This is a genomic window from Haoranjiania flava, assembly GCF_025631005.1.
GTDB classification, from domain to species: domain Bacteria; phylum Bacteroidota; class Bacteroidia; order Chitinophagales; family Chitinophagaceae; genus Haoranjiania; species Haoranjiania flava.
The window spans coordinates 197,970-213,787 of sequence record NZ_JAOTPL010000003.1 but is presented as its reverse complement, the minus strand read 5'-3'; the positions used below and the strand labels follow the sequence as shown (position 1 = coordinate 213,787).

The window sequence follows — 15,818 nt, the reverse complement described above, 5'->3', positions numbered from 1 at the left end:
ATGATGTGCGCATCAAAAGTACACATCTTCATTGAACCAATAATCAATCTTATCCTTATACATATTAATCGCAAGCACATCGAAACATACCAATTTCCATTGTGGATTACGGTACTGGTATTCTTCAGCGCCCTTTTTCATCTGTTCCATTTTCTTCTTCGAAACACTTTCTTCCGGGTAGCCAAACGTTGTACTGGTGCGGGTTTTAACTTCTATAAAATGCAGTACACCGTTTTGCGAAGCAATAATATCAATTTCCACAAATTTGTGGCGCCAGTTTCTTTCCAGGATCACAAATCCTTTCTGCTGTAAAAATTCTACAGCCAGGCCTTCGCCGCTATTGCCAGTGATCCTGTTGCTCATCAGTCAAATTTAGAATTAATTTTTGTGTTGTAAATTGCAGCAAATTTTATTTATGGAACAGCAAGAAAATATTTTTCTTTTAAAAGGAAAAGTACAACATTACGACTGGGGCGGAACTGATTACCTTCCTGAACTTTTACAATTTGAGAATAACGGGAAACAGCCCTGCGCTGAATACTGGATGGGCGCTCATGCATCAGCCCCGTCAATACTTATTTGCAATAGTGAAGAGCGGCCGTTGAATGAACTTATAAAAAATGATCCCGGAAAGTTCATAGGTAAAAAAGTACAGGAGCGGTTCGGCGAATTGCCTTACCTGCTGAAAATACTCGACGTAAAGAAAATGCTTTCCATACAGGTGCATCCTACCAAAAGCGAGGCAGAGAAAGGGTTTGATGCGGAAGAAAAAAAAGGCACACCTGTTAATGCCGCCAATAGAAATTATAAAGACCGGAACCATAAACCGGAAGTGATGATTGCGCTAAGCGAGTTCTGGCTGTTGCACGGATTCAAGACTGAGGAAAAGATTGCACAGGTATTAAATGAAGTTGAGGCGTTTCATCCGCTGCAAAATATTTTTAAAGAAAAAGGTACAAAAGGTTTGTACCAGCATGTAATGGAGATGCCGCAGAACGAAGTAAACACCATGCTTTTACCGCTTGTGAAAAATATATTGTCCAACAAAGCCAGCGATAAATCCAAACCGGAATACTGGATACAAAAATTGTTTGCAGAAAATAAATCCGAAGAGCCGGGCGATTTGGACAAAGGGATTTTTTCAATCTATTTCTTTAACATTGTAAAAGCAGAAAAGGGAGAAGCCATATTCCAGGGTGCGGGTTTGCCTCACGCATATCTTGAAGGCCAGAACGTAGAGCTGATGGCCAACAGCGACAATGTGTTGCGCGGCGGCCTTACTTCTAAATATGTAGACGTGCCTGAACTATTGAAGCATACTTCGTTTGAAGGCATAGTGCCTAAAGCGCTGCAGCCGCAGCTTAATAAGAATGAAAAAATCTTCAACTGCCCGGTGCCGGATTTTGGCATTTCCGAGATCACGTTAGGCGAAAACGAAACGATACAACTGCAAACCGGTTCACTGGAAATATTGTTTGTATTAGAAGGTGATATCACGGTAGAATCAGGTAGCAAAAAGATCGATGCAAAACGCGGAGAAGCAATAGCCGTGCTGCCGGCAAGCGATTTTAGAATTACATCCAAAACCGGGAACAGCGTTGTGTACAAAGCTTTTGTTCCATAAATTTTACCTATGCAGATCATCATTACCGGCGCAAGCAAAGGAATTGGGAAAGCCATTGCATCTGCCTTTGCCAGGGACAATAAGCATACGCTTTTTCTTTGTGCAAGAAACATTTCAGCGCTGCAGAAAACAGCAGCGGAAATTTCTGCTCAATATCCTGAAACGCAGGTGCACTGCCGCTGCTGCGATGTAGGCGATAAGCAGCAGCTACAACAATTTGCAGATTTTATTTTAAGCTTTGGTAAGCCGGTTGATGTGCTGGTAAACAATGCCGGCACTTTCCTTCCCGGCAGTGTATACAATGAGCCGGAAGGCACACTGGAAAAAATGCTCAACATCAATTTAATGAGCGCGTATCATCTCACGCGTATGCTGGCACCACAATTTATCCGACAGCAAAGCGGCGCTATTTTTAATATTTGTTCCATTGCGTCGCTTACTGCCTATGCAAACGGCGGCAGCTACAGTATCAGCAAATATGCGCTGGCTGGCTTTACCAAAAATTTACGCGAAGAGCTGAGACCCTTTGGCATCAAGGTTTGCGGCGTATACCCCGGCGCTGTCATGACGGATAGCTGGGCAGGTTCCGGCGTTGACCCCGGCCGCATTATGCAGGCTGATGATGTAGCGAAAATGATCTATGCGGCTACGCAGTTATCACCACAGGCGGTGATAGAAGACATTGTGTTACGTCCGCAATTGGGGGATTTGTAATGTGCAGGAACGCGCCTCGAGGGCTTCATCATATAATTTCAATGTGGGGACGCGCCTCGAGCATTCATCATATAATTTCAATGTGGGACGCGCCTCAAGCATTCCTCATATAATTTCAAATGTGGGAACGCGCCTCGAGGGCTTCATCATATAATTTCAAATGCAGTAACGCGCCTCGAGGTGTTCATCATATAATTTCAATGCAGGAACGCGCCTCGAGCATTCCTCATGTAATTTCAAATGTAGAACGCGCCTCGAGGGCTTCATCATATAATTTCAATGTGGGAAGGCACCTTGAAGGCTTCATCATATAATTTCAATGTGGGAACGCGCCTCGAGGGCTTCATCATATAATTTCAATGTGGGGACGCGCCTCGAGGCGCGTCCCTGCAATACAATCACCATCACACAATATAATCTGGCAGGAACTGCAAACCATCCAACAACATTATTAAAACCAGCCATTCTTTTTAAACACATAGATCATATACACAGGTATCAACAGCATAAAGGCAATGGCTATGTAAAATGCATAAGGGTTGTTGAGGAAGGGGATGTATTTGAAATTCATGCCGAAAATGCCGCCGATAACGGTTGCCGGCGCCAGCAGGCAGGTAACAATCGCTGTCACTTTCATGGAGCGGCTTAGTTTGTTATTTTCCTGGTTAAGGTACAGGTCCTGGATGTTGGAGATAGATTCCCGGTAGTTTTCCACCATTTCCCTGGCCTGGTTTATATGGTCGCTTACATCTTTCAGGTAGCGCAGGGTTCTTTTATTAAAAAAGCTGTCTTCATTGCGCATCAGCACAGTGATGATATCGCGAAAGGGATAAATGTTCCTGCGCAGGATCATCATCTCACGGCGGTAAAAAATGATCTTGGCAAAAGACCGCTTGTTTAGATTGTTGAGGATTTCATCTTCCACCGTTTCAATGCGCATGGAGAGCTTATCCATTAAATAAAAATAATCATCTACAATCGCATCCAGCAATTCATAAAAAAGAAAATCAATACTGTTGAGCCGCACTTTGCTGTCTTTGTTCTGCAGCCTTAACCTTAATTTTCCGAAAGCATCTTTACCGTGCTCCTCCTGGAAAGTGATCACAAATTTTCTGCCGCAGATAATGGAGATCTGTTCCTGCTCTATAAAGAAACGGTTATTGTTGTAGGAAAGCATGTAAACAAGGCAGTAAATATAATTTTCAAAGGTATCCATTTTGGCATTGTGGCCGATGCTGGAAATATCTTCTTCCACCAGGTCGTTGATGCCGAAAGTTTGCGCGATGAATTTTATTTCATCGCGCTTTAATCCTTCAATATTCAGCCATACATTGTACCTGGAATCTTTTAATCGTGCACATTCCTGCACAGAGGCAAACTCATGCTCTATGAGCTCCTGCTCATTATATTCATATGCCTTAATGTAGGTGTGCTCTACATCCTGCCGGAGCTGGTTGTTGATGGGATTATTATAAAATATTTTTCGGGATTCCCCAAGCTTCAGAAAAGACAAGGTATTTGAAATAGTATCTGTAATGCCCATGAATATTGTGTTTTAACGGTTTATCTTAAAACCATGTTCCTGTCTGCATCAAGCCTTATCAGAATAAAAATAAGTATGGTAAACGAAAGCAGGGAAGAGCCGCCGTAGCTGATCAGCGGCAGCGGTATGCCCACCACAGGAAAAAGCCCGATGGTCATACATACATTAATGGCAATATGCATAAATAAAATGCTTGCCACACAATAAGCGTAAATACGGCTGAAAGCGCTGCGTTGCCGCTCTGCTGCCCTGAGAATGCGCAACAAAAGCATCAGGAAAACACCTAAGAAAGCGACTGACCCCAGAAAACCAAACGCCTCGCCTACGGAAGTAAAAATAAAATCTGTATGCTGCTCAGGCACATACTTACCGCGCGTTTGCGTGCCTTTTAAAAATCCCCGGCCCGTAAGCCCGCCCGAACCGATGGCAATCTTGCTCTGGCGTACGTTGTAATCGTCCGGCTGCATTACTTTTTTATCCTGAGCCTCGCGTTTTTGGGCATGGGCATTGAGGCTGCAATCGTAAGGTTTGCCCACCATAGCATACACCCTGGTAGTCTGGTAGCATTGCAGTACGTTGTTAAAAATATATGGCACGGCAAAGCGTTGTGTGCCCACACATGCAGCCCACATCAATAAGATTGCCAGCAGCAGGCTGCGGTTGCGCTTTATTTTTCTTCTCATAAACCAGATCACGCCGAGGGCAATCAGCGAGAGTATTACAGCCAGCGTGTTAGGGTCTACCAGTAAGGTGGCTATTACCAATACGGCAAAAGAAAAACCTACGATCAGTATCCACGGCGGCAGGCCCTCGCGGAACATGACTATAAAAAAACCGCAGTACACCAGGGCAAGCCCGGTCTCATTCTGCAAGATCGAAAGCAATGCCGGAAGCATGGCAATACCTACTGCTATCAATTGCGATTTCATCTTTGAGAAGTCCAGGTCCTGCATGGAAAGATACTTCGCCAGAGCAAGCGATGTAAAAATTTTGCACACTTCTGCCGGCTGAAGATTAAAGCCCCCGCCCAGAGGTATCCAGCTCCTGGAGCCGCTGATATTTTTACCGATCATAAAAGTGAGGATCATTAAAAATAAACCCAGCAGATAAGAAAGATTGGCAAAAGATGTATACAGCTTACTATCGCTCAATAAGATCAGCGTGGCAAAAAAGGCGCTTACAATAGCAAATATCAGCTGTTTGCTATAATTGGTATTGCCCGAGAAAAAAGAAGATGCCCAGTTGCTGTCAGGATCGTACTCTACCATGAAAATGCAAAGAATACCAATGGCAACCAGCATACCGTAAAGCCATACCATTACCCAGTCTATTCCTTTTGATAATTTACTTTCTTCGCGGTACATGTGTTATCGTCTTTTTCCTGATGTATCTTTATGCTCTATGATTGCAGCAGGCGGCTGCCTGTAAATGGTATTGCCCTGCCCGCCCGTATTTTTATTTCCCCGCTCTGCTTCCGGATCAAAAGTTCTCTTGATCACTGCCACCTGGTTTTCTGTATAAGAAAGTTCCCTGCCCGTGAGCGGATCTTTATCTACATTGTCTGCCATGCTCTTTTGTTGCCTTGAATAAGATGCAGAGTCCCTGGTTTTGTACCAGCGTTTAATTTCTGCAGGTATTTTATCTACCTTCGAAAATTCTTCTGCCTTCTTAGCGCTTTCTGCCGATAAAGTATCGTTCAGGTACTTCTCCATCATATACGCAGCAATGGGACCAGCCCATGTACCGCCGTAGCCGGCATTTTCCACTACTACGGCAATAGCTATTCTGGGGTTGTCAACGGGTGCAAATGCCACAAACAAAGCGTGGTCCTGGCCGTGAGGGTTTTGTGCCGTACCTGTTTTAGCTGCTATCTGGTGGCCGGGCACCTTTATCCTTGCAGCAGTACCGAATGTGGCCACGTCTGCCATGCCTCGTTTTACCACTTCGTAGGCAGTATCGGCAATGTGCAGGTCAGCATGCTTTTTACGGTATTTAGCCATATATACTGTATCGGCAATGGTTTCTTCCTGTATGCTGTCTACAATATGCGGCACGTAGTAATAGCCTTTGTTGGCAATGATGCACATACTGTTGGCCATCTGCAAAGGCGTAGCAGTCATCTTATCCTGCCCGATGCCCAGCGTGATCATATTACATGCCACCCACCGGTTGCCGTAATCTTTGTTGTACACCGATGTATCGGGGATGTTGCCTTTGTATTCACCGGGCAGGTCAATGCCGGTTCTCACGCCAAGGCTGAAAGAGTTCATATATTGCTGCCATTTTACATAGCCCAGTTTATCTGATTTGTATTTGGGATTTTCCACCACAATTTTAAACAGCTGGCTGAAGTAAGAGTTGCACGAGTTTGCCAGTGCTACACGCAGGTTAGAGGCATGCCCCGGATTTCTGTGTGTGCAACCTACACGAATGCCCCGGCAGCCAAAGTATGCTCCCCCGCAACCGTAGCCGTAGCCGGGCGTTATTACCCGTTCTTCCAGTGCTACCAGCGCGCCCAGAGGCTTGAATGTAGATCCCGGAGGATATGTACCCTGCATCGCCCTGTTGTACATGGGCCTGGCCGTATCTAATATCAACCGGCCATAATTCTTTCTTCTCTGGCTGGGAGAGAGAAGATTGGGGTCAAAGTTTGGCGCAGTGACCATAGCAAGTATGCCGCCGGTCTTTGGGTTGATGGCCACTGCTGAGCCGAGTTTGTGCTTAAAAAGTTTTTCACCCAGTTCCTGTAATTCTATGTCCAGGCTGGTATAAAGATTCCTTCCCGCTATGGCCACGGTATCATAAGCGCCGTTGTCGAATGATCCTATTATTCTTGACCTGTTGTCGCGCAGCAATTGTTGCACGCCACGCTGGCCCATCAATACTTTTTCATACGTGAATTCAAGCCCGGCAACACCTTTATAATCGCCCGACTGGTAGCCTTCTTCAGGGTGCTCTTCCAGGTACTTCGCATCTACCTCTCCCAACCGGCCTACAATGTTAGCGCCCACTTTGTATGGATAGGAACGCATAGGCCTGTCCTGCAAATAAAAACCGGGAAACTTGTACAGGTTCTCATTGAGCACTGCATACATCTGCGGCGTGAGCAGCGGCTCGAAAGAACCCTGCCGGTAGTTGCCGTTTTTGATGATAGCGGTAAGCATGCGCTCCCTGTACTGCGCAGTATCAATACCCAGGATATTGCAGAGTGCGAAAGTATCTACTCCCCTGCGAGCTTCGGCAGGCACGACCATCAGGTCGTAGGAGACCTGGTTGGTAAGTATAGGCTTCATTTTTCGGTCATAAATGATGCCCCTGTCCGGGTATATCACTTTGCGGTAAATTGCATTTCCTTCAGCCTGCAGGCGCAGGTTTTTGGAAAACAGCTGCAGGTTCATCAACTGAAAAAATATGATGACGAACAGCGCCACCATAATAGCTGTGATTATTTTGCTGCGTACCTGTAAACGTTGCGGATTGATCATTCAAAAAAATCTTGATATATCGTTTTTACAAAAATAGAAGAAAAGACGGGGAAAGCAAACGCAATTGTTTGTTATAGTTTCTACTCGGCATTTGTCCTGAACCTGGCCTTGCGAAAAGTGATCATCTCGGCAATCAGCATAAGGCCTATGCTCACTATAGTGGATAGCGTAACCTTTCCTATGAAGTAAAAGAAATTACCAAACTGCATCCACTCTATCAATACAATCACCACATGATGAATAAACGTAAGTATCAGCAGGTAGATGGTGTACTGCGGCAGGCCCATGCTTCGTACGCTCGGCTCAAAATAAGTGATCTCTACTTTTTCGTGCGGCAGCAGCGCGTTTAAAACAAAGGGGCGCACAAAGCCGATCATCACACAGGATGCGGCATGCAAACCGGGCGTGCCTGAGAACATATCCATTACCAGCCCGAAAACAAAGCTGATGATCAGCAGCCAGTTGCGCGATATGTCAAAGGGGAGCCATAAGATAAAAAGCAGGTATAGCCAGGGCTTGATGTATTGATGCAACAGCGGTACTTTGTCCAGCACAAATGCCTGTACAAGAATAAAAAGAATGAACCGGATAATATTTTTTAATAATACACTCATTATCTTTTCTGTTGTGCGCCTGCAGCATGCAGGTCTTTCAGACGCTGGGCATCTTCCAGCATGCGCTGTTCTTTAAATAGCTGGTTTTTGATAATATAAACATATTGCAAAGTCCTGAAATTGGCCCCTGTCTTTACTTCCAGCTGATGAAAGCTGGTAGAAGGATCGCGCTTTACTGAATGTATGCGGCCAATCACCACCCCTGCAGGGAAGCTTCCTGATGCGTTGCTGGTGACCACTGTATCGCCCGGTTTTACATCCAGGGTTTTGGGAATATTTCTGAATTGTACAAAGTCCGGCGACTTGCCGTTCCACTCCACATAACCGGTATAGTTATTTTTCAGGAACATGGCGCTCACCTTACTGTTGTGATTGAGCAGGCCCATTACGATAGCAAAGTTCTTGCTGACAGAAACTACTTTTCCCACAATACCTGTGGGGCATACCACCGCCATATCCGCCGCGATGCCATCGTCGCTGCCTCTTTGCACAGTGATGTAATTATTTTCGTTGGTCACAGAGTTATTTACCACTTTGGCGGGTATGTATGCAAACTGCTGATAAAATCTCCTGCCGGATGTATCGCGTACAAGCGAGTCGGTCAGAACCCTTGTGCTGTCAGTGTTTAACGTGTCTGTCAGATACAAGGTTTTATGCAACATATCTTTCAGCCTCGCGTTTTCTTCAACCAGTATTTTGTTCGTTTTTTTAAGATCAAAAAAGTACTGCAGGTCGTTGTAGTTGCGCTGTATTTTGCCTACATATTCGTTGAAAACATTTGAATAAACAGCAGCATAGGAATCATTGTACCTTATCAAAAAAGAAATACTTAAAACTTCCAGCAAAACAAACAGGAAGAAGGTAAAATATTTTTTTATAAATAAGATAATGTTGCGCATGCCAGGTAGCGGAAAGGTAAATTAAAAAGTCAAAAGCAGAAATTTTTTTAATGGCATTTCACTTTTGACTTTGGTTATAAATTTTAAATTTTATTATCGCATAATGAATGGATATCTCTGGTAATTTTTTAAAGCGATGCCGGTACCGCGTACCACGCTTTTAAGCGGATCGTCGGCTACATGTACCGGAAGTTTTATCTTCTGGCTTAACCTTTTATCCAGCCCTCTCAGCAATGCCCCACCGCCTGTAAGGTACAGGCCTCTGCGATAGATATCCGCGGAAAGCTCAGGCGGCGTGGTTTCCAGCGCGCGCAAAATAGCTTCCTCAATTTTAAAAATAGATTTATCCAATGCTTCTGCAACTTCCTGGTAGCTTACCATGATCTGCTTAGGCACGCCTGTTACCAGGTCGCGGCCGCTTACCGGCAGGTCGTCCGGCGGGTTGTCAAGGTCTTTGAGTGCAGCGCCTAATTCTATTTTGATCTGTTCGGCCGTACGCTCGCCTATCAGCAGGCTGTGGTAGCGCCTCAATGCTTCCATAATATCTGCCGTAAATTCATCGCCCGCAATGCGGATGCTCTGATCGCACACAATGCCGGCCAGGGCAATCACCGTAATGCCGGTAGTGCCGCCGCCTATGTCAATGATCATGTTGCCCACGGGCTCTTCCACGTCTATGCCGATACCGATAGCAGCAGCCATCGGCTCATCTATGAGATATACTTCTTTAGCGCCGGCCTGTGCGGCACTGTCTCTTACAGCACGTTTCTCTACTTCGGTAATGCTTGAAGGAATACAGATAAGCATTCTCCAGCTTGGCGGTATCAGCGGCTTTTTGGGATGCAGCATCCTGATGAGTTCCCTGATCATGAGCTCGGCTGCGTTAAAGTCTGCTATTACGCCATCTTTCAGCGGGCGGATGGTTTTGATGCTTTCGTGCGTTTTTTCGTGCATCAGCAAAGCTCTTTTACCCACTGCCATTACGTCTTTAGGATTGTTCCTGTTCAGCGCTACAATGGAAGGCTCGTTTACCACTATCTCATCATTGTGTATGATCAGCGTATTGGCAGTACCTAAGTCCATTGCTATCTCCTGGGTAAAAAAATTAAATAGTCCCATTATTGTAGTTACGTCTTTTTGTATTGTTTTGAGTATGCAAAATGAACCAATATTCCTGAAATTTCCAAAATGAGTTTTTGAAATATGTATTTTTTTGCATATTTTGTTCCCTACGCAATTTTACATCATTATTTCAAATCATTGAAGGGATTATTTTTTATTTAACAAAGTTGGAAACCTGGAAGTTGATTGGCAGCTTCTACTAAATTGAATTAGGATTCAGGATTTAAGTTATCTCATCCAGTGACTTGACTTCATACTTCCGCGCGGGGCAAGTGGAAACACGTCAGCTTTTCCTCGGGCAGAAGAAACCTCAAGCGGGAACAATCTAAATGTAGAGAGAATTTCTCTCTGCGATCTTCGCGCAAAAAACTTTGCAGCCTTCGCGTGAAACAAAAATTTGCAATTGATGCACAGCAATAAAATTTTCTCGCAGAGTGCGCCAAGGCGTACGCAAAGAAGTGGAGGTGTATAAGTGTGATCGAGTGATGATGTGATGGAGTGATGGAGTGATGGGTAAAAGACTGCTTCTAAACCTTCCCTGCATTACGGTTTATCACAGTGACGAGTCCGTCTTTGCGAGCGGGGCAAGTGGAAACACGTCAGCTTCCTCGGGCAGAAGAAACCTCAAGCGGGAACAATCTAAATGTAGAGAGAATTTCTCTCTGCGATCTTCGCGTAAAAACTTTGCAGCCTTCGCGTGAAACAAAAATTTGCAATTGATGCACAGCAATAAAATTTTCTCGCAGAGTGCGCCAAGGTTTTCGCAAAGAAGTGGAGATGTATAAGTGTGATCGAGTGATGATGTGATGGAGTTATGGAGTTATGGGTAAAAGAGTGCTTCTAAACCTTCCCTGCATTACGGTTTATCGCAGTGACGAGTCCGTCTTTGCCGGGGCAAGTAAGAAACATGTCAGCTTTTCCTCGGGCAGAAGAAACCTCAAGCGGGAACAATCTAAAAAATGTAGAGAGAATTTCTTTCTGCGATCTTCGCGTGAAAACTTTGCGGCCTTCGCGTGAAACAAAAATTTGCAATTGATGCACAGCAATAAAATTTTCTCGCAGAGTGCGCCAAGGCTTAAACGCAAAGAAGTGGAGGTGTATAAGTGTGATCAAGTGATGGAGTGATGGAGTTATGGAGTTATGGGTAAAAGACTGCTTCTAAGCCTTCCCTGCATTACGGTTTATCGCAGTGACGAGTCCGTCTCCAGATTTTTTTCGCAAAGGGATATACGGCTTCCCTCTCTTCTCCTCTTCCTTACATTTTCTCAACCCGCTCTTTCAGGTCCAGGTACCATTTTTTATCATTGTCGTCGAAGAATGGCAGCAGCTTTTCAGGGTACTTTTGTTCGGCTACTATAAAGCAATTTTTAGCATAGGCAGTATCACCGGCTTGCAAGGCATACTCTGCGGTCCATGCATGTACAAAGCGCACTACATTCAGCATCTGGAGATTATCCGGATTATTGAGGTGAACCGTATCCTGCTTCCTTATTGCTTCAAGTGCAGGAAGCCGCGACCGCAGATAATTTACATCGTTGGAATTTTTGTAAGGGTTCAGCTTCACCGTAAGGCCACGCAACTGCAGGTAATTTTCTGTATTCAAATAAAGCCGCTGGTTTACAGGCAGGCCCGAGGGAAAGAACACATCATCGCGCAACTGGTTTTGCTGTAAGAGTTGTAAAGTTATGAAATCAGACCGCAGCAATGTGCCGTCAAAAGAAGGCTTGATCTGCCAGGTCAGGATACTGTCGCCGTAAGCCGGGTAGCGTGAATTAATCATAGACACATCTTTCGTGATCCATGTGCGCGAGCTGATGGCGTTCAGCACTTCCGGTGACATAGACAATTCCATCTTACCGCTGCTTACCATCAAAGGCGCATACCAGCTCGTATTGAGATAGTCGAGATTGATGGAACGTATATCCTGCCTTGCTTTCAGCACATGTTGCAGGTAGGCAATGTAATAAACCTGCAGATCGCCGGTGGTAAATAAATAAGCGCTGTCGGAGCATTCATCCAGCATTTGAGAAAAATATTTCAGCATCACCGGGTTTATGCCGCCCCTTTTCCTGGCTTCCTGTAAGCACCAGGCTGTAGAGTCTGTTTTATGCTGGTACAGGTAACGCATAGCCTGGCCGCCCCAGACAGACAATATTTTAGAATGCGGGTCAAGCAGCAGCCTTTCGCCGGAATACCTGCCGTTGCTTAATTCCAAAGCATTCTGAAAACATTCGCTTGCTTTTTGTGCCAGCAATAAATTTGAGTGAATAATATTTTCTCCATCCAAAGCGTTGAATTTATCTATGGCATAGCCCAGGAAATACCACGCTTCCGGGTTGCCTGGGTTAGCAATGGCATACTTTTCCAGTGCAGCGCCCACATCCGTAAAATCAACCTCTTCCCGAGCATTGATTTTTCTGCGCATCTTTTCTTTAGCACGATCAAAGTCGCGGCGCGACTCTTCCTGCTGCGCAAAAGAACCATTGACAAAACAAGCCAGCAACAGCAGAACTGTTACTTTTTTTAAAAATGATGATATGAAATGCCTGTTATTCAAATTCGTAACCAATGTCTTGCCTGTAATACATTCCTTCAAAAGATACCTGCTCCAGTATTTCTTTGGACTGCGCCACTGCTTGCTGTATAGAATTTCCGGAAGAGGTCACAGCCAGCACTCTGCCGCCATTGGTAACCACATGATCTCCTTCAACTCTTGTACCTGCATGAAAAATTATGCTGTCGCCGGTGTGTTGCGGCAGCCTGACGGTTTTGCCTTTCTCATAATCGCCGGGGTACCCTCCGCTGACAGCTACTATGGTAGCGATTGCCCGCTTGTCAATACTTACATTACAGTCTTTCAGCGTTCCGTTGCCAACTGCCAGGAATAATTCCACCAGGTCGTTTTTAAGACCAGGGAGCACTACTTCTGTTTCAGGATCGCCCATGCGGGCGTTGTATTCAATTACAAAAGGCTCGCCCTGTATGTTGATCAGCCCAAAGAAAATAAATCCTTTGTACACGATCTGCTCGCTGTAAAGCCCGTTGACCGTAGGCTTTATAATGCGCTCTTCTACCTTCTGCATAAACTCACCTTCTACAAAAGGAACGGGCGTAACGCAACCCATGCCGCCGGTATTGAGGCCGGTATCTCCTTCACCGATCCTTTTGTAATCTTTGGCGTGACCGATAATTTTATAGTCATTGCCGTCTGTAAGCACAAATACACTGGCTTCGATACCATCCAGAAATTGCTCTATCACCACTTTGGCAGATGCATCTCCGAACTGCTTGTGAATGATCATCCCCTCGAAAGCCTGCAAAGCCTGTTCATGTGTTGCAGCAATCACCACGCCTTTTCCAGCTGCCAGCCCGTCGGCCTTTAACACCACAGGCAATGTTTGCTGCAAAATGTATTGCTTACCTTGCTCAAAACTTGCGGCGTCAAACTCTGCATAAGCCGCGGTAGGAATATTGTGCCTTTGCATGAACTTCTTGGAAAATGATTTGCTGCCTTCCAGCTGTGCCCCTTCTTTGGAAGGGCCAATCACCAGGATGTTTTCATCCTCTTTAAAAAAATCATACACACCCTTTACCAGCGGATCTTCCGGGCCCACTACAACCAGCTCAATGTTGTTTTCCTTGCAAAACTGCCGTTGCTTTTCAAAATCATTTACATCCATAGACACATTCTCAGCTATGTGTGCTGTGCCTGCATTGCCAGGTGCAACAAACAATTTATCACAATAAGCGCTTTGCTTTATTTTCCATGCCAGCGCGTGTTCCCTGCCGCCGGAGCCTAAGATCAGAATATTCATAATCAGATTGTATCATGCGAAATTAGCAATGTTTTGTTTTCTATACAATTTAATCATTTTGAGAATAAATAGAATTATTTTAGATAAAATATGTATTTTACCGGCTTATTGTATTTTTTATAAAATAATAACCTGACGACCTTTATGCTACACCAAAGCAATGATCTTTTCAAGACCAAAGTGCTGGGACACCCTGCCGGATTATTTGTATTGTTTTTTACTGAAATGTGGGAGCGTTTTTCTTACTACGGTATGCGCGCGTTACTGATATTATTTTTTACTGCTTCCGTTCTGGGAGAGCATCCCGGGTGGGGCTGGTCCAGAGGCAATGCACTGGCCTTGTTCGGTTCGTACACAGCGCTGGTGTACCTGTCTACCATGCTGGGAGGGTACGTAGCAGATAATAAGATCGGCTACCGCAAATCGGTTATTCTCGGCGCATTCCTGATGACGCTGGGACACGCTTCCATGGCCGTTGAAACGCCGTGGTCTATCTACACAGGGCTTACCTTATTGGTGTTCGGCACAGGTTTTTTTAAGCCGAATATGACTTCGATGATCGCGCTGATGTACAAAGACCACCCGGAAAAGAAAGACGGGGCCTACACCATATTTTATATGGGTGTAAACGCTGGCGCCTTTTTCGGCATACTGCTTTGTGGTTACCTGGGCGAAAAAGTCGGCTGGAGCCTGGGCTTTGGTCTGGCGGGTATATTTATGCTGTTTGGACTGTTGCAATTTTATTTTACACAAAATATATTTGGAAACATCGGTTTAAAACCCGGCAAAATAGAGAAGGGCGCAGATGCTGCCCAGGAAGCTGCCGAGCATGACCCTGATAAGCGCGTGCCCTTCCCGGGCTGGCAGCTGGCGATCATTGGCCTTTGTTGTGTTATCGGTTTGGTGTGGATCATCAACGATCCCGTATCAAAGATCTCTGATGGCAGGATAAACTTCCTGAGGTTTAATATATTCGGGCTTGAAGGCGCTGACTTCACCATTCTCACCGGGCTTGCATTGTTCTTCTTCCTGCTCTTTTACAGGCTGGGCAAATACTCGCTTATAACAAGGCAGCGGTTGTATGCAGTCACCATTTTTGCAAGCTTTGTATTCGTGTTCTTCGCCATTTTTGAACAGGCGCCGGGCACGCTTACGATTTTTGCCAAAGACTATACCAACCGGGTGCTTGAAGGCAATGCAGGGCTTATTTTTAAAATAGTCAACTCGCTGATCGCGGTGGTGCCGCTGGGTATCATCACCTGGGTGCTGATGTTGCTGTTCAGGCAAACGTTTAAAAATTATGCGCTGGGCAATATTATACTCAGCTGTAGCTTTATCATTATCTGGGGCATTACGTTATGGATGGTAGTGCGTGAATTCAGCGTAGAAAAAACCGAGGTGCCTGCCTCGTGGTTCAGCATATTAAACTCCCTGTTCATCATTACCCTGGCGCCGTTATTTTCAAAAATATGGGAAAGCCGTTTCAACCCGCCGGCCAATGTGAAGTTTGGCGTTGGCCTTATTCTGTTAGGTGTGGGCATGGCTGCACTGGTAGTGGGGGCAAGGCATATCCCTGCGGGGGCCAATACGGCTGCCGTGAGCATGATCTGGCTGGTACTGGTGTACTTGTTTCATACCATGGCGGAATTGTGCATTTCTCCGGTGGGATTGTCGTATGTAAGCAAGCTTGTGCCTGCAAGAATGATTGCGTTTATGTTCGGTGTGTGGTACCTGGCTGTAGCCATTGCCAATAAGGTTGCAGGCATACTGGGAGAAAATGCTGTAGAGATAGCTGCCAAAGACGGCATCAGTTATTTCTTCCTGATCATTACCGTGGCTGCTGTCATCATCGGTTTTATTGCCATTTCGCTGACACCGGTGATCAGAAAGCTGATGCATGGTATAAAATAAATCAGTAACAATACACAAATTTTTTTGATGTTGAAATAGTATTTTACATAAGTTTTGAAAAAAAACTCTGTATCTTAGCGCATCGTTAACT

The 15,818-nt window shown here is 45.2% G+C and carries 12 protein-coding genes; 3 read left to right on the top strand and 9 right to left on the bottom strand.

Going from position 1 to position 15,818, the window contains the following annotated elements; translation table 11 throughout:
* Positions 1-12: 12 nt before the first annotated feature.
* The gene (locus tag OD355_RS03770) at positions 13-363 is read right to left on the bottom strand and encodes a YraN family protein (protein ID WP_263037118.1); all 351 of its coding nucleotides are present in this window, start codon (positions 361-363) and stop codon (positions 13-15) included.
* A 52-nt stretch (positions 364-415) separates the two neighbouring features.
* Between OD355_RS03770 and manA the strand changes: the two genes are divergently transcribed.
* Positions 416-1,624 carry a mannose-6-phosphate isomerase, class I gene (gene manA, locus OD355_RS03765; protein WP_263037117.1) on the top strand — a complete coding sequence of 403 codons (1,209 nt, stop codon included), beginning with the start codon at positions 416-418 and terminating at the stop codon, positions 1,622-1,624.
* A gap of 9 nt (positions 1,625-1,633) precedes the next feature.
* Positions 1,634-2,338: an SDR family oxidoreductase gene (locus tag OD355_RS03760; RefSeq protein WP_263037116.1), complete on the top strand. Its 705-nt coding sequence runs from the start codon at positions 1,634-1,636 to the stop codon at positions 2,336-2,338.
* A 451-nt stretch (positions 2,339-2,789) separates the two neighbouring features.
* On the opposite strand, the gene corA is transcribed toward OD355_RS03760, so the two are convergent.
* The 8 genes from corA to purD form a co-directional block, all read right to left on the bottom strand.
* On the bottom strand, positions 2,790-3,881 hold the full coding sequence (gene corA, locus OD355_RS03755; protein ID WP_263037115.1) for a magnesium/cobalt transporter CorA: 1,092 nt from the start codon (positions 3,879-3,881) through the stop codon (positions 2,790-2,792).
* Positions 3,882-3,901: 20 nt separating this feature from the next.
* Positions 3,902-5,245 (bottom strand): rod shape-determining protein RodA, encoded by a 1,344-nt coding sequence (gene rodA / locus OD355_RS03750; protein WP_263037114.1) that lies wholly within the window; start codon positions 5,243-5,245, stop codon positions 3,902-3,904.
* Between the two features lie 3 nt (positions 5,246-5,248).
* On the bottom strand, positions 5,249-7,366 hold the full coding sequence (gene mrdA / locus OD355_RS03745; protein ID WP_263037113.1) for a penicillin-binding protein 2: 2,118 nt from the start codon (positions 7,364-7,366) through the stop codon (positions 5,249-5,251).
* An 80-nt stretch (positions 7,367-7,446) separates the two neighbouring features.
* Positions 7,447-7,980: a rod shape-determining protein MreD gene (locus OD355_RS03740; protein WP_263037112.1), complete on the bottom strand. Its 534-nt coding sequence runs from the start codon at positions 7,978-7,980 to the stop codon at positions 7,447-7,449.
* Positions 7,980-8,879, bottom strand: a complete 900-nt coding sequence (gene mreC, locus OD355_RS03735) for a rod shape-determining protein MreC (protein WP_263037111.1) — start codon at positions 8,877-8,879, stop codon at positions 7,980-7,982. Before mreC ends, OD355_RS03740 begins: the two co-directional genes overlap by 1 nt.
* Positions 8,880-8,972: 93 nt before the next feature.
* Positions 8,973-9,998 carry a rod shape-determining protein gene (locus OD355_RS03730; RefSeq protein WP_263037110.1) on the bottom strand — a complete coding sequence of 342 codons (1,026 nt, stop codon included), beginning with the start codon at positions 9,996-9,998 and terminating at the stop codon, positions 8,973-8,975.
* Positions 9,999-11,256: 1,258 nt separating this feature from the next.
* The gene (locus tag OD355_RS03725; protein ID WP_263037109.1) at positions 11,257-12,597 is read right to left on the bottom strand and encodes a hypothetical protein; all 1,341 of its coding nucleotides are present in this window, start codon (positions 12,595-12,597) and stop codon (positions 11,257-11,259) included.
* Entirely contained in the window at positions 12,551-13,816 is a 1,266-nt protein-coding gene (gene purD, locus OD355_RS03720; RefSeq protein WP_263037108.1) for a phosphoribosylamine--glycine ligase, read from the bottom strand. The genes OD355_RS03725 and purD overlap by 47 nt, the downstream gene beginning before the upstream one ends.
* Positions 13,817-13,960: 144 nt before the next feature.
* Between purD and OD355_RS03715 the strand changes: the two genes are divergently transcribed.
* Complete coding sequence (locus OD355_RS03715; protein WP_263037107.1) at positions 13,961-15,727, top strand: peptide MFS transporter; 1,767 nt, start codon at positions 13,961-13,963, stop codon at positions 15,725-15,727.
* Positions 15,728-15,818: the final 91 nt, after the last annotated feature.